The organism is Pseudorhodobacter sp. (assembly GCF_034675685.1).
Classification (GTDB): domain Bacteria; phylum Pseudomonadota; class Alphaproteobacteria; order Rhodobacterales; family Rhodobacteraceae; genus Pseudorhodobacter.
In genome coordinates this window covers 153,356-173,467 of sequence record NZ_JAUCDA010000018.1, presented here as the reverse complement: position 1 = coordinate 173,467, position 20,112 = coordinate 153,356, and the positions used below count along the sequence as shown (strand labels likewise).

Below are 20,112 nucleotides of genomic sequence, written 5' to 3'. Positions count from 1 at the left end.
GCCGATGCGCGAGGCTGATCTTTACGCCCCCCTCAAGGCCTATCTTGAAGGTCAGGGGTATGAGGTGAAAGCCGAAATCGGGGATTGCGATATCATGGCGCGGCGTGGTGACGAGCCACCGGTGATCGTGGAAATGAAGCTGACCTTCTCGCTGCAATTGGTGATGCAGGGGGTGGTGCGGCAAGGGGTGTTTGACCATGTCTATCTGGCGGTTCCCGCCAGCAAGGGATGGAAACAACGCTACCGTGATATTATTGCATTATGTCGCCGCCTGTCGCTGGGCCTGCTGGTCGTCGGGCCAAATGGCATCGAGGCGCATCTTGACCCGGCACCCTATGCGCCGCGCCTGAAAGCCAAACCTGCCGCCCGGTTGCTGCGCGAATTCGATCGCCGGGTGGGGACCCGAATACGGGGGGCATTTCCGGCATGAAAATGACTGCCTACCGCCAGGACGCGCTGCGCTGTGCGCTGCATTTGCAGGCGGGTCCGTGCAAGGCTGCCGTGGTGGCCAAGGCCGTGGGGGTGTCGCGGGCGGCGGTGCAGATGCGGGATGACCATTACGGTTGGTTTGAACGTGTGGCGCGTGGTATTTATCAGCTTACGCCCAAAGGGCAGGCGGCTTTGCTTGAACATGCCGAGATGGCGCAGGTTTTGACAAAGGCGCAGACCTGACAAGACAGCGCGGATCAATGCGCCACGCCTAAATCCTTGCGCGCCCCTAAGTCATTGTACAGCAAACATAAAAGACGCGCGTAAAATGCTTTTCAATGCGGGTGCGGCAATCGCATCCGGTGGGGTGCCAGTGCCTAACCGCCAATATCTTGCCGCGCTGCGCGGATGATGCTGCCGATATGGGTCAGCTGATCTGACAGCGGGTTGGTCTTGCGCCAGATCATGCCGATAGCGCGGGTGGGGCGGGGATGGCTGAGGCGCGCGATAGCGACGGCGGCAGAACGGGTTTCAATCGCGACTGCCATTTCAGGGATCAGGGTTACGCCGATGCCGGCCCCAACCATTTGCACCAGCGTTGACAGCGCGCTCCCCTCCATCACATCGCGGGGAAGCGCGCCGGAAATCTTGCAAAAAGACAGGGCCTGATCGCGGAAACAATGGCCTTCCTCTAGCAGCAGCAGGCGCATTTCACGCAGGGACGCGGGGTTGGGTACGGGCTTTTTTGCATCCGCACGCGGCCGAACCAAGACAAATTCCTCGGTGAACAGGGCCTCGTCATGCAAGGACGGGTCTGCGCTTGGCAGCGCCATTATCGCGGTGTCCAGCTTGCCATCTTTCAGGTCTTGCAGCAGCTTTTGGGTGACCGCCTCACGGGGGCGCAGGTCCAGGGCCGGGTAATGTGTGTTCAGGGTCTTGATGATACTGGGCAAAAGATAAGGGGCAATGGTGGGGATGATGCCGATGCGCAGCCTGCCTAAAAGCGGGCTATAGGCCGCGCGGGCCAGATCGCCCAATTCATCCACTGCGCGCAGGATTTCGCGCACGCGGCTGGCAAACACCTCGCCCAGGCTGGTAAGCCAAATCTGACGCGAACCGCGTTCGACCAACGGCGCGCCAAGGATAGTCTCCAGTTCCTTGATCTGAAGGGATAGCGCGGGTTGTGAGATGGCCGAAGCCGCCGCCGCGCGCCCGAAATGGCCATTCTGGGCCAGGGCCTCAAAATATCGCAGATGTTTCAGCGTGACAGTGTTCATAAGCCATGCATATCGCAGAGATTAGAAAATGCAAATTTTAATTATGAATGCGTCGTGATAGGGTGTCAGCGATCGGGGGAATAAAGGCTGACGGCGGCCTTTGCTGGCACAGCCCACCCCGCGCAGATTTGACGTAATAACGCGAGGAAATGACAATGGACGGCAATGATACCCCAACGGGCGGCAAATGCCCTGTAATGCATGGCTCCAAGACATCGGCAGCAAGCCCGCATTCCGAATGGTGGCCGAATGCATTGAACCTGGATATTTTGCATCAGCATGACAGCAAGACCAACCCGATGGGGGCGGATTTTGACTATCGCGAGGAAGTGAAAAAGCTGGACGTGGCTGCGCTGAAGGCCGATTTGGCAGCCCTTATGACCGACAGCCAGGATTGGTCGCCTGCCGATTGGGGGCATTACGGCGGCTTGATGATCCGCATGTCGTGGCACGCGGCCGGGACCTATCGGGCGGCCGATGGGCGCGGGGGGGGCAACACCGGCAACCAGCGCTTTGCGCCGCTGAACTCTTGGCCGGACAACGTGGGGCTTGACAAGGCGCGCCGCTTGCTGTGGCCGATCAAGAAGAAATACGGCAACGCGCTCAGCTGGGCGGATTTGATGATCCTTGCCGGAACGGTAGCCTATGAGACGATGGGGCTGAAGACGTTTGGCTTTGCCTTTGGTCGGGAAGATATCTGGGGCCCCGAGAAGGACGTTTACTGGGGGGCCGAAAAGGAATGGCTGGCGGCAAGTGATGGCCGCTACAGCGACCTTGCGGATGCCGCGACCATGGAAAACCCGCTTGCCGCTGTGCAGATGGGGCTGATCTATGTGAACCCCGAGGGCGTGAACGGGGTGCCTGACCCGCTGCGCACGGCCGCACATGTGCGCGAAACCTTTGCCCGTATGGCGATGAATGATGAGGAAACCGTGGCGCTGACGGCGGGCGGGCATACGGTGGGCAAGTGCCACGGCATGGGCGATGCGGCCTTGATTGGCGGCGCGCCGGAAGCAGCGGATTTGCACGATCAAGGCATGGGGTGGCGCAATAATACAACGGTAAACAATGGCTTGGGGCGTTACACCATGTCCAGCGGGCTGGAGGGTGCCTGGACAACGCATCCGACCAAATGGGACAATGGATTTTTCAAGATGTTGTTGGGCCATGAGTGGCAGTTGACCAAAAGCCCGGCGGGCGCCTCGCAATGGGAGCCGGTCAGCATCGCGCATGAGGATATGCCGGTGGATGTCGAAGACCCGAGCATCCGCCACAAGCCGATGATGACCGATGCCGATATGGCGCTGAAGATGGACCCGATCTATCGTGAAATCTCAGAGCGTTTCGCCGCCGATCAGGACTATTTTTCCGAGACCTTTGCGCGGGCCTGGTTCAAGTTGACCCACCGCGATATGGGGCCAAAGACGCGCTATATCGGGCCAGACGTGCCGACCGAGGACCTGATCTGGCAAGATCCGATCCCGGCTGGCCGGACCGATTATGACGTGGCTGTGGTAAAGGCCAAAATCGCCGAGGCGGGCCTGTCGGTGTCGGATATGGTGGCCACCGCCTGGGATTCCGCCCGCACCTATCGCCGGTCGGACATGCGCGGCGGGGCCAATGGCGCGCGTATTCGTCTTGCGCCGCAAAAGGATTGGGCGGGGAATGAACCTGCCCGTTTGGCGGCTGTTCTGTCCAAACTGGAACCGATTGCGGCTGCAACCGGGGCGAGCATTGCCGATGTGATCGTGCTTGCGGGCAATATGGGGGTCGAGGCGGCCGCCAAGGCCGCGGGGCATGAGCTGACTTTGCCCTTTACCAAGGGCCGGGGGGATGCCACTGACGCCATGACCGATGCCGCCAGCTTTGACGCGCTGGAACCGCTGCATGATGCCTATCGCAACTGGCTGAAACAGGATTTCTCGGTCAGCGCCGAGGAGCTGATGCTGGATCGTACCCAGCTTATGGGCCTGACCGCGCATGAGATGACGGTTCTGCTGGGCGGTATGCGGGTGATTGGCACCAACCATGGCGGCAGCCGGCACGGGGTGTTTACCGACCATGTGGGCGCATTGACGACTGACTTTTTCGTCAATCTGACCGATATGGGCAATGCGTGGCAGCCTGCGGGCGATGGGTTGTATGAGATTCAGGACCGAAAGTCTGGCGCGGTAAAATGGACAGCCACGCGGGTTGATCTGGTGTTCGGCTCCAACTCGGTTCTGCGTGCCTATGCGGAAGTTTACGCGCAAGACGATAATGCGGCGAAGTTTGTCAAGGATTTCGCAGCGGCCTGGACCAAGGTGATGACGGCCGATCTGGCCTGATCCTGCGCGCCCCTGTGCGCAGGGGCCATGAAATGCAAAATGCCGGGCCTGTGTGCCCGGCATTTTACGTTTGGGCAAGGTATCAGCCGGTCTTGGCCAGAGCGTTCAACTGATTGCGCAACGCTTCCAGTTGATAGCCATGACGGGCGGGAATATTGATCAGATCATCGGTCGCAATCTGCCCCGCATGCGCCAGGGCCCAAACCATCGAGCAGCGGTTGCCCGAGGCGCAATAGGCCAGAACCGGGCCGCCCGCTGCCTGAATCGCGGCGGCCTGTTCGGTGACATTTTCCATCGTCAGCATGCCGCCGATCACCGGGTTGGCAAAGAACGCAAGCCCGGCGGCCTCGGCTGCGCTGCGCATTGTGCTGCTGTGCAGGTTTGGCGGAATCTCTGCATCAGGGCGATTGTTGATCACGGCAACAAAGCCTGCGGCCTTGATCGCGGGTAAATCTGACGTTTCGATCTGGGGCGAGACAGCATAGGTTGGGGTCAGGGGGCGAATATCCATTATGGTTCCTTAAGCATGAGCGGAGTGGTGTTCGATTTTGCTGCGGATCGGCGGGGCAACATACATACCTGCGGCCATGGCAACAAGAAAAAGCGCGCCGCCCCAGCCGCCAAACGTCACCGAGGCAATGGCCGGGCCGGGGCAAAGCCCTGCCAGCCCCCAGCCCATGCCGAATAAAACCGAGCCAATGACGATATTGGCATCAATCGTTGCGGTGGGCGCGGGCGGAATCGCGCTTCCCAGCAGGGACTTGCGGTGCCGGGCGGCGATGCGCCAAGCTATTGCCATCGGCACAATTGCCCCGCCCAGCACGAAGGCCAGTGTTGGGTCCCAGGTGCCGAACACATCAAGCCAGCCCTGCACCTTTACCGTGTCGACCATACCAGACACCAGCAAACCCGCGCCAAACAAAGCGCCAGACAGAAAAGCAAATATGTTGCGCTGCATCAGATGATCCCCAGAACATGACGAAACAGGACCATCATCAACCCACCGCCAAGCAGGTAAAACACGGTCGCAACGATGCCGCGCAAGGACAGCCGTGAGATGCCGCAGACCCCATGACCAGAGGTGCAGCCATAGGCCAGACGTGTGCCGATGCCGACCAGAAGGCCCGCAACAATGATCACAACCAGATTGCTGCTGATGTGGGTATCCACCCCGCCCAGCACGGCCGCCAAAACGGCGGGTATGATGACCAGACCCGCGATAAACGCAATTCTTTCCGGGGCTGCGGCCTTGGCTGTACCATCGACAAGGCTGCCCAGAATACCCGAGGCCCCCATGACGCGGCCATTGATCAGCAGGTACATGGCCGCAGCCGTGCCAATCATCAGGCCACCAACAAGGCCCCAGATCCATTCGATTTCGATCATATCACTCTTATCCCATTGGTGCCGCGCACAGCTTTGTCAGGCAATTACCCTGTTCACGCCGGGTGCGAAATGCAAAGCAGCCCATTTGCGCCAGTGCCGCAGGGGCGGCGACAGAGCTATCTTTGGGCCAGCCATCAGATGCCGTTTACCGGAACCTTGAGGTAGCTTATGCCATTCTCCTCGGGTTCGGGCATTTTTCCGGCACGCATGTTGACTTGCAGCGATGGGATGATCAGGCGTGGCATCGCCAGCGTGGCATCGCGGGCATCGCGCATCGCCATGAAATCCGCTTTCGATTTGCCTGCGCCGATATGGATGTTCAGCGACTTTTGCGCGCCGACCGTGGTTTCCCAGGCATAGTCCTCGCGGCCTGGCGCCTTGTAATCATGGCCGACGAAAATCCGTGTCGCTTCGGGCAAGGCCAGAATTTTCTGCACGGAATCGAACAGGGTGGCGGAGGACCCGCCAGGAAAGTCACATCGTGCTGTGCCAAAATCGGGCATGAACAATGTATCGCCAACAAAGGCTGCATCATCAATGACATAGGTCAGGCAGGCGGGCGTGTGGCCGGGCGTGTGCAGCACGTCGCAGCGCATCTGGCCAATCTTGAAACTGTCGCCTTCCTCAAACAACCTGTCGAACTGCGAGCCGTCGCGCTGAAAGCGGGTGCCCTCATTGAACACTTTGCCAAAGGTGTCTTGCACAACCGTAATCCGCTGCCCGATCCCGATTTTGCCGCCAAGCCGTTCCTGAATATAGGGGGCGGCGGAAAGGTGGTCTGCATGGACATGGGTTTCCAGAATCCATTGCAGATCAAGGTCTTCTTTGCGCAAGAACTCAATCACGGCATCTGCCGACCGGGTATCGGTGCGCCCCGAGGCATAATCAAAGTCCAACACGGAATCGATGACGGCACAGGCCTTCCCCTCCGGCTCGCGGACGACATAGGTCAGGGTATTGGTGGCTTCGTCGAAAAAGGCATGGACAAGCGGTTTCATGCGGGCCTCTGATTTTGTGTTCACTCGCTTTGATATACGCAGTGTATCATGCATTTCAAGAATTGAATATATTCAGGATGTCGGTTTTGACTTGGGTCAAGGCCGTCGCTTGCCGGTTGATGATAGCTTGGCCATGCGCAGAGGAGGACCCAGGATGGCCGCGCCAGAGAGCAGAAAAATTCAGCTTGAGCCGCGGCTGGGACAGATTGAAACCGCGCGCGACAGCCGCCCGTTCAATGCTTGGAAAGGCCTTGCGATCAAGCGGAAAACCGATGAGGGGCTGGCAGGTCTTGGCCTTTCAGGACAACCGGAAATTCGGATGAACAAAGCGCCGCTGTCGTTTCAAGGAAGGGTAAGTTCGGGGCTTGTCCTGAATGTGCAAGACCATCAGCCCTAGGCGGGGTGATGCTGTTCCCTAGACACCGTTTTGCAGGGTTTGCGCCCTATAGGCCCAAAGACTGCAAAGAAACCCGAGGAAAAAAAAGATGACTGACAAATCCGGAACCGACGCCGAAAACCGAAATAAGGCGGTCACCGCATTCACCGATGTGACGCCTCTTTCGGGGCTTTTCCACGAAATGCAGGCGCTTATGGCGATCATGCCCGGGGCGGGCCGGTCCACGGATGCGCCGCTTTCGACCGAGGAAGAAACCGAAGCGATGTTCGACAATATGCCCGTTTGAATCGGCCGTAGTGGCGTTTGCGGTATTTTGACAGCATTTCCCGGCTCTTGGGATTGCAAAACAGGGCAATGGTCTTGTTAATAGGCTTAGCATCGGGCGTTGGGCCTGTTTCGTCTGGGCGGGCATATGCAAAGCAACACGGGTTCTTTTGTCACTTTGGAAATGCGTGGGCCGGTTTTGGTGTTGTGGATCGACAACCCGCCGGTAAATGCGCTGGGTTTCGGGTTGCGCGCGGCTCTTGCCCAGGGGCTTGAGGCTGCCAAAACCGATCCCAAGGTGCGTGCCGTGGTGCTGCTGGCACGCGGTCGTACCTTTCCTGCCGGCGCGGATATCTCTGAATTTGGCAAGCCACCCCAAGACCCGCTGCTGCCCGATCTGTGCAACATGATTGAAGCCAGCGCCAAGCCCGTGGTGGCAGGCCTGCACGGTACGGCCTTGGGCGGCGGGCTTGAACTTGCGCTGGCGGCGCATGGGCGGGTTGCGCTTGCCGATACGCGCCTGGGCTTGCCCGAGGTTGGCTTGGGAATTCTGCCCGGTGCGGGGGGGACACAGCGCCTGCCGCGTCTGATCGGGGCACAGGAATCGTTGCGCCTGATGATCAGCGGCAAGCCGATTGCCGCGCCCGAGGCGCTGGCCCTGGGCATATTGGACAAGGTGGTAGAACATGGGGTGGCGGAAGCCGCGATAGCCATGGCCCTGCATATGGCCCCCATCGCGCCGATCCCCACGCGCGATCGGCGCGATGGATTTCGGGCCCCAAAAGCCTATTTTGCTGCGATTTCCGACGCCCGCCGCGTGCAGGCAAATGCCCCGATCCCCGGTCCGGGCCGGATTATTGATTGCGTCGAGGCCGCCCAGCTTTTGCCCTTTGAACAAGGGCTTGCCTTTGAACGCGCGGCCTTTGCCGACCTTGTTGCCACGCCCGAGGCCGAAGCGTTGCGGCATGTGTTCTTTGCCGAACGGCGTGCGGGCCGCATGGTCGGGGCCAAGGCCAGGCCGCTTGCCGTTGCGCAGGTCACGGTGTTGGGGGCGGCTGCGGACGGGGTGCAATTGGTGCGCGGGCTTTTGGCGGCGGGCTATGATGTGACCCTGGTTGACAGCCAGACGGCCGCCTTGACGCAAGGGTTAGAGGCGATTGCAACCGCCCTTGCGGCAGAACGGACGGCCAAAAAGCTGTCTCCGGCTGAGCATGATGCGCGCTGGGCCCGGCTGATGCCAGCGCTTGCCGGGGTGGATGGGGGCGACGGAGAGGCGGCGGATATGCTGTTTCTGACGGGTGCCTATCGCTTGCCGGGCGCTGCGGTGCCGGTGGTTTCGGCCAAGGTCGGCGCGCCGATTGTGACGCTGGGGCGGGTTGGCGAGGGCGGTCAGCGCGGGCTGGGCCTGACGCTGCTGCCTGCCACGCAAAATGGCCGGCTGTCCGAGATTTTGATTTCCGAACAGACCGCAGCCGAAGCCATTGCCACCGTGTTGGCCGTGTTGAAACGGCTGGGCTACCAGGTGGTTCAGGGGCAGGGCACCGGGATCAGCCCCGGCTTGGCACTTGCGCTGCATGCAAGCCTTGAAGCGCTGGAGGCCAAGCATGGGCCCGAGCCGGTGCTTGACCTGTTGGGCCGCTGGGGGGTGCTGCGCGACAATGATCGTGCTGCCCCCAAACTGCTGGGGCGGGTCAATCTTTGGGCGGGGCTTGCGGCCCCTGTAATGGGGGCTTTGGCCAATGCGGGGCTGCGGATGATCGGCGATGAAAAGGCGCTGCGCCCGTCTGATATTGATCTGGCGATGATCATTGGCCAAGGGTTTCCGCGCTGGGGGGGCGGGCCGATGCTCTGGGCTGCGCGGCGCGGCCTGCTGGTTTTGCGTGATGATCTGAACCGTTGGGCCGATGACGCGCCCGATATCTGGAGCCCGGCACCGCTGCTGGATGACCTGATCCGTCAAGGGATTTCACTGGCCGATCTGAATGAAGCGTAACAAGGCGCTTAGCTGAGGAAGATTCCGAACACCACAAGCATCAGGCCAAGCGCCGAAATGCCAAGTGCGCCCATGTTGTAAATAACGACCTTTTGCAAAGAGGCGCGGATTTCATCATCGGGCAGGCCCGAATTGCGGGCGCGCAATGCCAGAACAACGCACCAGCCCAGCCCAAAGACGCCGACCAGCGACACGGCTGCACCGAACCAAATCATAGTCTCCATGTTGCCCCTTTCGTGACCACCCCTTGTGGTATGAATTTTGCCTATCGGACCAAAGCCGGGCTGACAAGGGCCGCGATCAGGTTGGCTGCGGGTTTTTCGCGGCCGTCCCGCGCCCTCGGGGTAAAGCGTTTTGTCGGCTTTGCTGCCGTTCGTGCAAAGCTGTACTTGAACCGCCCCCCATGGCCGCGCTAGGGAAAGGCTTTCCCATGTATGAGGCAATCATGAGCGATCCACTCGACCAATACTCCGTCACCGCAGATGAGCTGCGCTCTTTCATAGAGCGTTTTGAGCAGTTGGACGCCGAAAAGAAAGACCTTGCAGAGCAGCAAAAAGAGCTGATGGCCGAGGCCAAGGGCCGGGGCTATGATACCAAGGTTCTGCGCAAGGTCGTGGCCCTGCGCAAGCGCACGCCCGATGATGTTGCCGAAGAAGAAGCAATTCTGGAACTGTATAAAACCGCGCTGGGCATGCAGTAAACCTTGCCGGGCACGGCTGAAGCCAGGGCGGTTTACACGATCTCAGGCGCGGGTTGCGTGGTTGCGTTTGGTCTGGATCACCAGATCAAACGCAACATGCGTCAGGGTGCGAGGAATGTTACCCCGTCCATCGCCATGATCCGAGACACATCCTGGTCATAAGAGTCGCTCATGCGGGCGATCAAATCTTGCGACCAGCCTTCCATTTCAATCTCGCACTCGATCTGTTCGGGCAGCGCAAACTTATCCAGAAACGCCGAAACGACGCGCCTGCGCTGGGCGACGTTCTGCGGTGGATGGGTTTGCATGTAAGAGGTCATGCGTTGCATACCATCCGCCGACATGATTGAGGCGATCAGATCATCTGTATCCGTCAATTCGAGGCCGTCGCTATGGCCCGATACGGCCTGCAAGACCTCGGGCCAAAGCAAAGGGGTATCTTCGTCACACCAGACGGTGACCGGCACATCCGGGTTGGCTTCGCGCAGTGACGCGATCAGGCTGGACCAGCGCAGACTGTCCACATCAACCCCATCCATGAAGTCTTCATAACTGCGGCCACTTTGCTTTTTGTACACCGCCGGAACAAAGGTTGCAGGGTTGCGGATGGCCAGATGAAACTCGGCCTCTACCCCCGGAAAAAGCTGACAAAACGCAAACATGCGCTCGGCCCCCGAGGCATAGGGCCCGCGCCGCAATGCCCCTTGGGCATAGCCAAGAAAATTGTCCCACGACAGGATAAGCCGCGAAGCATCGCTTTCTGTCATGATCTGATCCAGCACAAGTGCCTGTGTGTCTTCTGGCGCGGCCTGCCCTTTCAACGTCATTGCCGTATCGCGCAGAATCGTCCGATACTTTGCAGGCCCCGGAACGATAATGCCCTCAGCGGCCAAAGCGCCCCGATTTTTCAGCAGGCAACGCAGCAGTCGCTCTTCGTCCGTACAATGGGCACCAAGGTGATAAACTATCCGCATCAAGGCCTTCCGGTTGATCTTTGCCAAAGACGCCAACAAGGGGGCGCCACAATGTCGCGACTATACGAGCTTTTCTGGACAGTTAAACCGCTTTCCTGTAACGCTGCCGATTATGACCAAGCAAAACACTCAACATCCATTTTTGACCGCGGGCGGGGCGCTGTGGCGCCGCCTGCCTGATACCTGGTCAGTCGGGGCGGCGCTGATAGCGTTTGTCGTGGTTGCCCCTGTGATGTCAGTGGTCTGGCTGGCCTTTCATCCGGTTGAAAACATCTGGCCGCATCTTATCTCGACCGTCCTTCCGCGCTATCTGGGCAATACGTTGTTCTTGATGGGCAGCGTGGGCCTGATGACGGCGATGGTCGGAACCGGGGCGGCGTGGCTGGTGGCGATGTACCGCTTTCCGGGCAGTCGCTGGCTTGATTACGCCTTGCTGTTTCCTTTGGCGATTCCGGGCTATGTCGGGGCCTATGCACTGGTTGATTTCTTTGATTATTCCGGCGTGGTGCAAACGGCGCTACGGGCCGGGTTTGGTTGGGAAACCGCGCGGGATTACTGGTTTCCGGCGGTGCGAACCCGGACGATGGCGGCTGTCGTGTTGTCGGCGGCGCTGTACCCTTATGTGTATCTGCTGGCGCGGGCCGCTTTCCGTGAACAATCCAATTGCACCTATGAGGTGGCGCGCGCGCTTGGCACTGGCCCGCTGGGCCTGTTTTGGCGGGTTGGCCTGCCGCTTGCCCGCCCCGCGATAGCAATGGGGGTGGCGCTGGCGCTGATGGAAACCGTTGCCGATTTTGGCACGGTGGATCATTTCGGTGTGCAAACACTGACCACCGGGATTTTCTCGGTCTGGCTCAGTGGCGGCAATGCGGGGGGGGCGGCGCAAATATCGCTGGTCATTCTGATGCTGGTTGTCGCTTTGCTTGGCCTCGAACGCCTGAGCCGCCGCAACGCCCGGTTTTACCGGATGTCCCGCGCCACCCGCCCTTTGGAGCCGCAGCGGCTAACCGGTGCAGGGGCCTGGATAGCGACGCTTGTATGCCTTGTTCCGTTTGGGATGGGCTTTGTGTTGCCCGTGTCGGTGATGCTGTCACATGCGCTGAAAAAGCCCGAGGCCTGGGTCTCCAAGGGGCTGCTGCAAGCGCTTGGCAATACAATTGTGGTCGGTGGTATCGCGGCCGTGCTGACAGTCGCCGGCGCGTTGTTTTTGGTCTATGGTGTGCGTATGGTGCGCCGGGGTCTGCCGCGTTTGGTGCTGCCGATTACGTCGGTGGGCTATGCTGCGCCGGGTACGGTTTTGGCTGTGGGGCTGCTTATTCCGCTTGCGGCGATGGATCATCGGTTGGCCGACGCCATGTTGGCCCTGACCGGGTTTGATCCGGGGTTGCTGCTTACCGGCACTGCCGCCGCGCTGGTTCTTGCCTATTTCGTGCGCTTCTTCGGCATCGCGCAGGGGGCTGTTGACTCGGCTTTTGGCCGGGTGTCGCCGTCGCTGCCATTGGCTGCGCGGTCGCTTGGGCGCGGGGCAGGCGGCACGCTGACGGATGTTTACTTGCCGTTGATGCGCGGGTCTGTGGCCACTGCGTTGCTTGTCGTCTTTGTCGATTGCGTCAAGGAATTGCCCGCAACGCTTTTGCTGCGCCCGTTCAATTACAACACCCTTGCTACCCGGGTTTATGAACAAGCCAGCCTTGAGCGTTTGGGCGACGCAGCGCCTGCTGCGCTTTTGGTCATGGCGGTTGGCCTTGTCGCTGTCTGGGTAATGGCCCACACGAATCGCGCTCACTAGCCAAACCGCTTCGGGTCTGTGGGGTGAAAGGGCTTATGCGCCGCGAAAGCCTGTTTGATTTGGGAAAAAGACAATCGGCGCGGTGCCCCCGGTTCGATTGCCCCCTGATTCGATAGTGCCAAGCTGTGAAAAACCGCTTTTCACAGCCAGTTGCCCCGCTTACCCTTGATCACCCGGTTCCGCTGGCTGGCAGGTGTTTTCTTGGAAACGCCGAGATACATTCGCTTGTCGGCCCGCTCACTAAAGCCGGGCTGGCCAAATTGGTAACTATCTGTGCCGCAGCAAAACGATCTTTCCCCATGGCGTCTGCGCCTTCAGGGCCCTAAAGGGCCTTTGTCATGAAGATACTATTGGGATCTGGCGCATAGCCCTCGAAGGGGGGGCATTCTTCAAAGCCAGCCTTGGCGTAGAGCGCCCGCGCGGCCAAAAAGGTAGGTTGTACGCCTGTCTCAAGGCTCAATCGGCGAAACCCCATGGCGCGCGCCTCATCTATCAAATGCGTCAGCATGCGTTTGGAAAGCCCGCGGCCTCGGACCTCGGTCAGTACATGCATGGATTTGATTTCGGCATGGCCCGCATCAATCTGTTTGAACGCGCCCATACCCACGGCAACGCCCACATCCCGCATAACAAAAAAAGAGATCCCCGGCGCCGCCAATTGCCCGGCATCCATCATGTGAATGCTTTCAGGCGGTGTGTCGGCATGCATATCGGCGGTATGGCGCTGCATCAGCAAGGATAAATCTGTGCCCAAGGGGCTTTCTGTGGCGATTGTTATCAAGTTGTAAATCCTTATCAAACGGCTGCTTTGGCTGCGGCTCTGTGATGTTTTGCCAATGAACGGGGGTGCGGCCCGCGGGGCGCAAATCACACCCGATATGTTGTTTTCAGGCCCAGGGGGGCGGTGCTTGAGGGTGGAAACGATCAGAGAACCTGTGCCAATTTTTTTGAATTCATGCCGCAGTATGCAAGGCAGGGTCAAGCGTTTTCAGGGCGGGGGAGCATGGCAAGGCTGGCCCATGCTGGCGCACTGCCGTTGGCCGACGGGCAGACCTTGCGCCAAGCGGCTGTTGCAGAGGGTTTTGACCCGGACGCCGACCGCTTGCTTGTGGGCATCCCTGCCGAAGCGTTCGCCGAATAAGTTCCCGAAGTGAAGATCGGAACAACTGCCGTCCCTTCGGAGGCGGTTTTTTTATTGTTATTTCCCGCACTTCGTCCGACAGTCAGGAAAAATGCTATTGGAGGCATACTTGGACAACTACGTGGTTTTCTTTGCACCTTACATTGTCGTCGGCTTCGGCGTGATGTTTATTCCGTTCATGTCCTATCGTTGGCCAAGTTGGCTGATACAATTTGTTGAGTTCTGCGGGCAAATGGCAATGGGAAGCTGGGTTGGTGGAACGGCGTTTGTGCTTCTTTTTTCGCTTGGCGTAACCGTTCCCATTGCTGCGGTGCTATCTTGGCCTGCCATGTTCTTCGCCGGACGTTTCTTTATGGGCGTAAGTGACCGATGGGACAAAGGGGTTCAGGACATCAAACGTCGCGCTTGGGACGAACATCGCAAAAAGGAAGGCGAAGTTCGAAAGGCGAGGGAAAAAGCTGAAGAGCAAAAATAACACAGATCACAAAATCGTGAATGTTTAGGCCTGTAGCAGCGCCAGAAGGGCTGTTTTGCGGCGTCATTTTTAGTGGGTAGATTGTGGGTAGAGATTTTCAGATCTATAGATTGTCTAGGAAAATCAATACTTTAAGTGGGTACAGTGGCAGTCCGTAGGGGAATCGAACCCCTCTTCCCAGGTTGAAAACCTGGTGTCCTAACCGATAGACGAACGGACCGCGCTTTCTGTGAGGCGGTGTTTAGTCAGAGCCGCGCTAACTCGCAAGGGGTAAAATTCATCTTTTGCCGAAAAAGTTCATGCCCGTGCCGCATCTTCCAAACGCAGTTGTACCTTGCTGCGCCCGCCAAAACTGTTGATCTCCAGTCGCCCGGCCAAATGAAACCGCTGCGCACCAGGATTTTCGAGCATTGGCCCCATTGCCCCGTCAAAAGCCCCAAAGGCGATGCCGTCAATTTTCACGCCCATGCCATCGCCAAAACTGATTCGTAAATGGTTTTCGCCCACGCGCCGACCGCTAACCTGCTGATCGGCAAAGGCAAAGCGTGGTGCGGGCGACCCTGCGCCAAATGGCCCGGCCGCTTCGATCTGTTCGATGAAACCGGGTGTCGCCGCCGAGGGCATCAGCAACCCTTCCAGTCGCAGATCGGCAGGTCCGGCAAGGCCCGCACCCTGACGTGCCAGCAGCTCGGCCAAACGTGCCATTGCGACCGGAATTTGGTCTTCGGCTACGGTTAGCCCCGCAGCCATTTTATGCCCCCCACCGCGCAGCAGCAGCCCTTCGGCGGCAACCCGGTGAATCGCAGCACCCAGATCAATACCGGCGACCGAACGGCCCGACCCTTTGCCAATGCCACCTTCCACCCCGATCACCACAGCAGGCCGCCCGGTCGCTTCTTTCAGCCTGGCCGCCACGATGCCCACGACGCCAGGGTGCCAGCCAGCCCCTGCGGCCCAAACCAGCGGCCCGTCCATACCCCGCGCCTCTATCTGCGCAAAGGCTGCCGCCCGTACGGCCGCTTCAATATCGCGCCGCTCGGTGTTCAGCATGTCCAGACGCTCGGCCATCGCGGCCGCCTCGGCTGGGTTATCCGAGGCCAGCAAGCGGGCGCCCAGATCGGCCGCGCCAATCCGCCCACCGGCATTTACCCGCGGCCCCAGCAAAAAACCCAGCGCATAGGTGTTGGGGGCCTGATCCATGCGCGCCACATCGGCCAGCGCGCGCAGCCCGACCCGGTCACGCCGCGCCATCACCGTCAGCCCTTGCCGTACCAAGGCCCGGTTGACCCCGACCAGCGGGGCCACATCGGCCACCGTCGCCAGCGCCACAAGGTCCAGCATCGCCATCAGGTCTGGCCCGGTCACGCCGTCGCTGCGCAGTTGCCGGTTTGCCTCGACCAGCATCAAAAACACCACTGACGCCGCACAAAGATGCGCCAGATCGCCGCTTTCATCCTGTCGGTTCGGATTGACAACCGCCAAAGCGGGGGGAAGATTTTCGCCGCCAAGGTGATGGTCCAGCACCACAACATCCGCGCCCACTGCGGCGGCAATCGGCTCATGGCTCAGCGTGCCGCAATCGACGCAGATGATCAGATCATGCGCGCGTGCCAGCGCTTGCATCGCGGGCACGTTCGGCCCATAGCCTTCATCAATCCGGTCGGGAATATAGAGCGTGGCCATATGCCCCATCGCCCGCAGCCATACGATCAACAGCGCCGCCGACGCCCCGCCATCAACATCGTAATCGGCAAAAATCGCAATCCGTTGCCGTGCTTTCAGTGCCGCCAAAAACCGCTTTGTCGCCTTGTCCATATCCTTCAACACCAAAGGGTCCGGCAGTAAATCGCGCAGGGCAGGGGCCATATAGCGCGCGACATCCTCGGGCTGCACACCGCGCCGTACCAGCGTCACACAGAGCGCTTGCGGCAAATGCGTGACCTGCGCCATCGCCTCGGCCAAACGATGTTCTTCAACATCCGGCCCAACCCATCGCCGCCCGGTGACTGAAACCTCCACCCCCAAAAACGCGCGCTCGCCCATGCCAACCCCCAGGTTATTGCCAAAACCTCGGGCCAATTCGTGCAGGCCTGCGGTTTCATCTTGGTCTATAGTGTTTTGCCTTTGATTTGAACCAAGGCCTATCACATAACGCGTTGAAATCTTTGATTTCAGGCAGTGATATGTGTGGACGGCTTCAAGGCAAAACGCTTTTAATACCCAAAAACCCACGCCATCAACAGGCGCAGGTTTTCAGGACATCTTCAACTGCGTAATCAGCCGCGCTTACTTTACCGGGCTGCGATAGCTCATCCGCCGCACCGAGCCGGTCTTTGACCGCATCAGCAGGGTTTCGGTGGTGACCCATCCCGGTTCAGACTTTATGCCGGCCAGAATCGAACCCGAGGTCACACCCGTTGCGGCAAAAATCACATCGGCCGTCACCATCTCGTCGCGGGTATAGATGCGGTTCAGATCGGTAATCCCGGCCTTGGCGGCCCGGCCCCGCTCATCATCATTGCGAAACAGCAGACGGCCATAAATCTGCCCGCCCATGCATTTCAGGGCCGAGGCGGCAAGCACGCCTTCGGGCGCGCCACCCGATCCCATATACATGTCAATCCCGGTAATCTCGGCTTCGGCACAATGGATAACCCCGGCCACATCGCCATCGGTGATAAGCCGGATTGCTGCCCCGGTGCCGCGAATTTCTGCGATAATCTCCTCATGGCGCGGACGTTCCAGCACGCAAACGGTGATGTCGGCGGTGGTGCAGCCCTTGGCCTTTGCCAGCGCGTGCACCCGTTCTGAAGGTGACATATCCAGCGTCACGGTATCGACCGGATAGCCCGGCCCAATCGCCAGCTTGTCCATATAGACATCGGGCGCGTGCAATAGCGTGCCGCGCGGGGCCATTGCGATTACGGTCAGCGCGTTGGGCATATCCTTGGCTGTCAGGGTCGTGCCTTCCAAAGGGTCCAGCGCAATATCCACCGCCGGCCCGGCGCCGGTGCCAACCTCTTCGCCGATAAACAGCATCGGGGCTTCATCGCGCTCGCCTTCACCGATCACCACGACACCGGCGATATCAAGCAGGTTCAGCTGGTCGCGCATCGCGTTTACCGCCGCTTGGTCAGCGGCCTTTTCATCGCCACGCCCGATCAGCTTGGCCGATGCCAAGGCTGCTGCCTCGGACACGCGGGCCAGGCCCAGCGACAACATGCGATCTTGAAAATCCTTTGCGTCGGACATGCGAAAACCCCTCTCAAATAGTATTAAACTTTGCCGTCTCGTAGCGCGTTCCATGGGGGCAGGACAAGCGTGTTAGCGCCAGACATCACCCAAGCGGCCTATTTTTCCCTGTGTGGATGCACAGAACGGCCCCGGCCTATGGGCGCGGGGGCCCGCAGCAACATCTGCAACAGCAGCGCGATCATAGCCCCATTAAGCAAGTGCCAAACAAAATGGCTTCCAACCGGGAAGATTGGACAGACCGCCATATCCACCGTGCGAAACACCAGCGACAGGCTAAATACCGCTGTTGCAGCCCAGATCCACGGCCACATCGGGTGCTTGCGCCGCCAGCTCAGCACTGAAAACACCAACAGCGCAATCCATGCTGGCGCATATTGCGCGGACCCGTTCAAAAACTCCGGCTCGTTCAGCGTGCCGGGCGCAGGCGCCACCCCTTCGCCGCTTGCCAATGTTATCACCACAACCACCGCCGCCACGCCAAGCGCAATTGCACCAATCCGGCCCGGCCTTACCCCACCGACCCGTGCCATTGCGATAAACACGAACATGGCCACAAATGACCAGATCGGAATCGTATCGGCATATTCCGACCAAGTCTTCGCAAAGGTATGGAAGGTGAACGACCCCACCCCGATCAGCCCCGCCATTCCGATCAACAGCCAAATAGCGCCGTCTGCGCCGCGCTTGCGCGCCTCAATCGCCGCCCAAAGTGCCGCGATGATAAAGGACAGGTTGCTGAGCGCATTGAACGGCTCGGCCCAAAACCCAAGGCCAACCCGCTCACAATAAATATCAACCGAAGCGAGCCAATCCACTCAGACCTCTTCGATGCGCAATGCCACTGGTGCGCCCAGCACAACAGCCGTCGCCGCCAGACGCGCCAAGGCATCATTCACATCGTCGCGCGTTGCCTTGTGGGTCACAATCAGCACCCTGGCCTGCGCGTCCGAATGGCCATATTGCCGCATCCGGTCAATCGAAACCCCGGCCTCGCCCAGGGCGGCGGCGACCTTGGCAAGTGCCCCCGGCTTATCAATCAGCGTCATGCGCACATACCAGGCCGAGGCCGCTGCAACCGCCGCAGCCACAGGTACAGCCAGGTCAGCCGCCGCAATGCCAAACACCGGCACCCGAACGCCGCGCGCAATATCCATGACATCACCCATCACCGCACTTGCCGTTGGTCCCATACCGGCCCCGGCCCCGCGCAAGACAATCTGGCCAACAGAATCGCCTTCGAGAACGACCATATTGGTTCCGCCTGAAAGCTGGCCCAGCGGGCTGCCCATTGGCACCAGGCACGGTGTCATCCGTTGCTCCAAGCCCCGGCCCGTCATGCGGGCAACCCCCAACAGCTTGATCCGATAATCCATATCGGCGGCATGGCGAATATCGTCGATCGAGATCGCGCCGATCCCTTCCAGTTCCACCGCATCAAAAGAAACCTGGCAACCAAAGGCAATCGCTGCCAGCAAGGCCAGCTTGTGCCCGGCATCAATCCCGCCCACGTCCAGATTCGGGTCGGCCTCCAGATAGCCAAGCTGCCGCGCCTCCTCAAAAACCTGCGCATAGGGCAGGCCCGCATCCTCCATCCGGGTCAGGATATAGTTGCAGGTGCCGTTCATCACGCCCATCACGCGGTTCATGCGATTGGCGGCCAGACCTTCGGTCAGCGCCTTGATCACCGGAATACCGCCCGCGACTGCCGCCTCGAACCGGATCACCCGGCCCGCCGCTTCTGCCGACAAGGCCAGCGCATGGCCGTGATGCGCCAGCAGCGCCTTGTTGGCGGTCACCACATCCTTGCCCGCGGCAATCGCCGCCTCGGTTGCCGCTTTTGCGGGCCCGTCATGCCCCCCCATCACTTCGATAAACACATCGACATCGTCGCGCTGCGCCAGGGCCACCGGGTCGGCCTCCCACGCATAGCCCGACAGATCTGCAGCGCGGTTCCTGGTTTGGTCGCGGGCCGAGACAGCGGTAATCACGATCTCGCGGCCTGCGCGGGCGGCAAGCATCGCTGCGTGTTTTTGCACAATCTGCACAACACCGATTCCCACGGTGCCAAGACCGGCCAGACCTAAACGCAAAGGGGCTGCCATAAACTCTCCATCAAAAAGGCGCGCATAACTGCCGGAACAGTTAGCCTGTCACGCCAGCGCATGCAACGCGGCACAGGTACAATTCCGCTTCAAAGGCGAAAGGCCTGTCAGTTGATTTTTGCAGGATGCGCCGCGATTGCTGCCGCCAGCCGGGCCCGCGTGACCGGGCTGTGCACCGGGCCTTGCATCGCGCGTGCGCGTGCGCGTAAGCCAGCCGCCCGTGCCGCCAGCGCTTTTGTCGCCGCCTCACCCGCGCGGCCCTGACCGGCCTGTGCAATCAGCCCTTCAATCGGCACAAGTTGCGGCGTGGTTGAGGTGACACCTGTCGTTTGCGCAAACCGCGCCTGCGCGGCATCCACCTCTGGAAAACTGGCGCAGGCCCCGAGCATGGCCAGCAAAGCAAGAGCAGGTAGAGCAGGGTTCATCGCAAGCTTTCACGAAACTGGGGGCTGCCCAACCTTACCCCCCGGTTGCAGCCCCGGCAAGCACCTGCGAAGCCCAAGCCTTATTTTGGCAAACATTCCCAAAGCGCTGCCCATTTGATTTGCTTTGGCGACTTGGCCCCAGAGGTTTTGGGGGCGTGGCGCCGACTTGACCCTGACAAG

23 protein-coding genes and 1 tRNA gene are annotated in these 20,112 nt (G+C 60.0%); 10 read left to right on the top strand and 14 right to left on the bottom strand.

What is annotated here, in order from left to right; all coding sequences use genetic code 11:
• Window positions 1–4 precede the first annotated feature (4 nt).
• Together VDP61_RS16280 and VDP61_RS16275 are read left to right on the top strand one after the other, a co-directional pair.
• Window positions 5–430, top strand: a complete 426-nt coding sequence (locus tag VDP61_RS16280) for a hypothetical protein (protein WP_323007909.1) — start codon at window positions 5–7, stop codon at window positions 428–430.
• Complete coding sequence (locus VDP61_RS16275) at window positions 427–672, top strand: DUF2161 family putative PD-(D/E)XK-type phosphodiesterase (RefSeq protein WP_323007908.1); 246 nt, start codon at window positions 427–429, stop codon at window positions 670–672. The genes VDP61_RS16280 and VDP61_RS16275 overlap by 4 nt, the downstream gene beginning before the upstream one ends.
• Before the next feature lie 134 nt (window positions 673–806).
• Here VDP61_RS16275 and VDP61_RS16270 read toward each other — a convergent pair whose 3' ends face one another.
• Window positions 807–1,706, bottom strand: a complete 900-nt coding sequence (locus VDP61_RS16270; RefSeq protein WP_323007907.1) for a hydrogen peroxide-inducible genes activator — start codon at window positions 1,704–1,706, stop codon at window positions 807–809.
• 155 nt (window positions 1,707–1,861) lie between these two features.
• Here VDP61_RS16270 and katG point away from each other — a divergent pair, with 155 nt between their 5' ends.
• Complete coding sequence (katG, locus tag VDP61_RS16265) at window positions 1,862–4,033, top strand: catalase/peroxidase HPI (RefSeq protein WP_323007906.1); 2,172 nt, start codon at window positions 1,862–1,864, stop codon at window positions 4,031–4,033.
• A gap of 82 nt (window positions 4,034–4,115) precedes the next feature.
• Here the strand turns inward: katG and VDP61_RS16260 are convergent, their stop codons facing one another.
• From VDP61_RS16260 to VDP61_RS16245, 4 genes are all read right to left on the bottom strand, one after another.
• Window positions 4,116–4,544 (bottom strand): TIGR01244 family sulfur transferase, encoded by a 429-nt coding sequence (locus tag VDP61_RS16260; protein WP_323007905.1) that lies wholly within the window; start codon window positions 4,542–4,544, stop codon window positions 4,116–4,118.
• 9 nt (window positions 4,545–4,553) lie between these two features.
• Window positions 4,554–4,991: a DUF6691 family protein gene (locus VDP61_RS16255; protein WP_323007904.1), complete on the bottom strand. Its 438-nt coding sequence runs from the start codon at window positions 4,989–4,991 to the stop codon at window positions 4,554–4,556.
• Complete coding sequence (locus VDP61_RS16250) at window positions 4,991–5,416, bottom strand: YeeE/YedE family protein (RefSeq protein WP_323007990.1); 426 nt, start codon at window positions 5,414–5,416, stop codon at window positions 4,991–4,993. Before VDP61_RS16250 ends, VDP61_RS16255 begins: the two co-directional genes overlap by 1 nt.
• A 137-nt stretch (window positions 5,417–5,553) precedes the next feature.
• The gene (locus VDP61_RS16245) at window positions 5,554–6,417 is read right to left on the bottom strand and encodes an MBL fold metallo-hydrolase (RefSeq protein ID WP_323007903.1); all 864 of its coding nucleotides are present in this window, start codon (window positions 6,415–6,417) and stop codon (window positions 5,554–5,556) included.
• Between the two features lie 154 nt (window positions 6,418–6,571).
• Between VDP61_RS16245 and VDP61_RS16240 the strand changes: the two genes are divergently transcribed.
• The 3 genes from VDP61_RS16240 (at window position 6,572) to VDP61_RS16230 (ending at window position 9,071) form a co-directional block, all read left to right on the top strand.
• Window positions 6,572–6,814, top strand: coding sequence for a hypothetical protein (locus VDP61_RS16240; RefSeq protein WP_323007902.1), 243 nt, complete (start codon window positions 6,572–6,574; stop codon window positions 6,812–6,814).
• 88 nt (window positions 6,815–6,902) lie between these two features.
• A complete protein-coding gene (locus VDP61_RS16235; RefSeq protein ID WP_323007901.1) occupies window positions 6,903–7,100 on the top strand; it encodes a hypothetical protein in 198 nt (65 codons plus the stop codon).
• A 126-nt stretch (window positions 7,101–7,226) separates the two neighbouring features.
• Window positions 7,227–9,071, top strand: a complete 1,845-nt coding sequence (locus VDP61_RS16230) for an enoyl-CoA hydratase-related protein (RefSeq protein WP_323007900.1) — start codon at window positions 7,227–7,229, stop codon at window positions 9,069–9,071.
• An 8-nt stretch (window positions 9,072–9,079) separates the two neighbouring features.
• Here the strand turns inward: VDP61_RS16230 and VDP61_RS16225 are convergent, their stop codons facing one another.
• On the bottom strand, window positions 9,080–9,295 hold the full coding sequence (locus VDP61_RS16225) for a hypothetical protein (RefSeq protein WP_323007899.1): 216 nt from the start codon (window positions 9,293–9,295) through the stop codon (window positions 9,080–9,082).
• Between the two features lie 221 nt (window positions 9,296–9,516).
• Between VDP61_RS16225 and VDP61_RS16220 the strand changes: the two genes are divergently transcribed.
• Window positions 9,517–9,771, top strand: a complete 255-nt coding sequence (locus VDP61_RS16220) for a DUF2312 domain-containing protein (RefSeq protein WP_323007898.1) — start codon at window positions 9,517–9,519, stop codon at window positions 9,769–9,771.
• Between the two features lie 101 nt (window positions 9,772–9,872).
• On the opposite strand, the gene VDP61_RS16215 is transcribed toward VDP61_RS16220, so the two are convergent.
• Window positions 9,873–10,745 (bottom strand): hypothetical protein, encoded by an 873-nt coding sequence (locus tag VDP61_RS16215; protein WP_323007897.1) that lies wholly within the window; start codon window positions 10,743–10,745, stop codon window positions 9,873–9,875.
• A 109-nt stretch (window positions 10,746–10,854) separates the two neighbouring features.
• On the opposite strand from VDP61_RS16215, the gene VDP61_RS16210 reads away from it, so the two are divergent.
• A complete protein-coding gene (locus tag VDP61_RS16210; RefSeq protein WP_416236553.1) occupies window positions 10,855–12,534 on the top strand; it encodes an ABC transporter permease in 1,680 nt (559 codons plus the stop codon).
• Between the two features lie 322 nt (window positions 12,535–12,856).
• Here the strand turns inward: VDP61_RS16210 and VDP61_RS16205 are convergent, their stop codons facing one another.
• On the bottom strand, window positions 12,857–13,264 hold the full coding sequence (locus VDP61_RS16205) for a GNAT family N-acetyltransferase (protein ID WP_323007989.1): 408 nt from the start codon (window positions 13,262–13,264) through the stop codon (window positions 12,857–12,859).
• 273 nt (window positions 13,265–13,537) lie between these two features.
• Between VDP61_RS16205 and VDP61_RS16200 the strand changes: the two genes are divergently transcribed.
• Both VDP61_RS16200 and VDP61_RS16195 read left to right on the top strand, forming a co-directional pair.
• A complete protein-coding gene (locus VDP61_RS16200; protein ID WP_323007895.1) occupies window positions 13,538–13,675 on the top strand; it encodes a hypothetical protein in 138 nt (45 codons plus the stop codon).
• Between the two features lie 109 nt (window positions 13,676–13,784).
• A complete protein-coding gene (locus VDP61_RS16195; RefSeq protein ID WP_323007894.1) occupies window positions 13,785–14,150 on the top strand; it encodes a hypothetical protein in 366 nt (121 codons plus the stop codon).
• Between the two features lie 145 nt (window positions 14,151–14,295).
• Here VDP61_RS16195 and VDP61_RS16190 read toward each other — a convergent pair.
• The 6 genes from VDP61_RS16190 to VDP61_RS16165 form a co-directional block, all read right to left on the bottom strand.
• Window positions 14,296–14,370 (bottom strand) — tRNA-Glu (locus VDP61_RS16190).
• 77 nt (window positions 14,371–14,447) lie between these two features.
• The gene (recJ, locus tag VDP61_RS16185; protein WP_323007893.1) at window positions 14,448–16,193 is read right to left on the bottom strand and encodes a single-stranded-DNA-specific exonuclease RecJ; all 1,746 of its coding nucleotides are present in this window, start codon (window positions 16,191–16,193) and stop codon (window positions 14,448–14,450) included.
• Between the two features lie 243 nt (window positions 16,194–16,436).
• Window positions 16,437–17,402, bottom strand: coding sequence for a class II fructose-bisphosphatase (glpX, locus tag VDP61_RS16180; RefSeq protein WP_323007892.1), 966 nt, complete (start codon window positions 17,400–17,402; stop codon window positions 16,437–16,439).
• A 98-nt stretch (window positions 17,403–17,500) separates the two neighbouring features.
• Window positions 17,501–18,220, bottom strand: coding sequence for a ceramidase domain-containing protein (locus VDP61_RS16175; protein ID WP_323007891.1), 720 nt, complete (start codon window positions 18,218–18,220; stop codon window positions 17,501–17,503).
• Window positions 18,221–19,507 (bottom strand): homoserine dehydrogenase, encoded by a 1,287-nt coding sequence (locus VDP61_RS16170; RefSeq protein WP_323007890.1) that lies wholly within the window; start codon window positions 19,505–19,507, stop codon window positions 18,221–18,223.
• 107 nt (window positions 19,508–19,614) lie between these two features.
• The gene (locus VDP61_RS16165) at window positions 19,615–19,932 is read right to left on the bottom strand and encodes a hypothetical protein (protein ID WP_323007889.1); all 318 of its coding nucleotides are present in this window, start codon (window positions 19,930–19,932) and stop codon (window positions 19,615–19,617) included.
• Between the last annotated feature and the right edge of the window lie 180 nt (window positions 19,933–20,112).

Excerpts from the sequence above, each read along its gene's own strand:
- VDP61_RS16255 (WP_323007904.1), bottom strand. The coding sequence starts at position 4,991 with ATGCAGCGCAACATATTTGCTTTTCTGTCTGGCGCTTTGTTTGGCGCG.
- glpX (WP_323007892.1), bottom strand. The coding sequence starts at position 17,402 with ATGTCCGACGCAAAGGATTTTCAAGATCGCATGTTGTCGCTGGGCCTG.
- VDP61_RS16260 (WP_323007905.1), bottom strand. The coding sequence starts at position 4,544 with ATGGATATTCGCCCCCTGACCCCAACCTATGCTGTCTCGCCCCAGATC.
- VDP61_RS16275 (WP_323007908.1), top strand. The coding sequence starts at position 427 with ATGAAAATGACTGCCTACCGCCAGGACGCGCTGCGCTGTGCGCTGCAT.
- VDP61_RS16235 (WP_323007901.1), top strand. The coding sequence starts at position 6,903 with ATGACTGACAAATCCGGAACCGACGCCGAAAACCGAAATAAGGCGGTC.
- VDP61_RS16230 (WP_323007900.1), top strand. The coding sequence starts at position 7,227 with ATGCAAAGCAACACGGGTTCTTTTGTCACTTTGGAAATGCGTGGGCCG.
- katG (WP_323007906.1), top strand. The coding sequence starts at position 1,862 with ATGGACGGCAATGATACCCCAACGGGCGGCAAATGCCCTGTAATGCAT.
- VDP61_RS16270 (WP_323007907.1), bottom strand. The coding sequence starts at position 1,706 with ATGAACACTGTCACGCTGAAACATCTGCGATATTTTGAGGCCCTGGCC.
- VDP61_RS16170 (WP_323007890.1), bottom strand. The coding sequence starts at position 19,507 with ATGGCAGCCCCTTTGCGTTTAGGTCTGGCCGGTCTTGGCACCGTGGGA.
- VDP61_RS16220 (WP_323007898.1), top strand. The coding sequence starts at position 9,517 with ATGAGCGATCCACTCGACCAATACTCCGTCACCGCAGATGAGCTGCGC.
- VDP61_RS16200 (WP_323007895.1), top strand. The coding sequence starts at position 13,538 with ATGGCAAGGCTGGCCCATGCTGGCGCACTGCCGTTGGCCGACGGGCAG.
- VDP61_RS16280 (WP_323007909.1), top strand. The coding sequence starts at position 5 with ATGCGCGAGGCTGATCTTTACGCCCCCCTCAAGGCCTATCTTGAAGGT.
- VDP61_RS16245 (WP_323007903.1), bottom strand. The coding sequence starts at position 6,417 with ATGAAACCGCTTGTCCATGCCTTTTTCGACGAAGCCACCAATACCCTG.
- VDP61_RS16205 (WP_323007989.1), bottom strand. The coding sequence starts at position 13,264 with ATGCAGCGCCATACCGCCGATATGCATGCCGACACACCGCCTGAAAGC.
- VDP61_RS16215 (WP_323007897.1), bottom strand. The coding sequence starts at position 10,745 with ATGCGGATAGTTTATCACCTTGGTGCCCATTGTACGGACGAAGAGCGA.
- VDP61_RS16165 (WP_323007889.1), bottom strand. The coding sequence starts at position 19,932 with ATGAACCCTGCTCTACCTGCTCTTGCTTTGCTGGCCATGCTCGGGGCC.
- VDP61_RS16240 (WP_323007902.1), top strand. The coding sequence starts at position 6,572 with ATGGCCGCGCCAGAGAGCAGAAAAATTCAGCTTGAGCCGCGGCTGGGA.
- recJ (WP_323007893.1), bottom strand. The coding sequence starts at position 16,193 with ATGGGCGAGCGCGCGTTTTTGGGGGTGGAGGTTTCAGTCACCGGGCGG.
- VDP61_RS16225 (WP_323007899.1), bottom strand. The coding sequence starts at position 9,295 with ATGGAGACTATGATTTGGTTCGGTGCAGCCGTGTCGCTGGTCGGCGTC.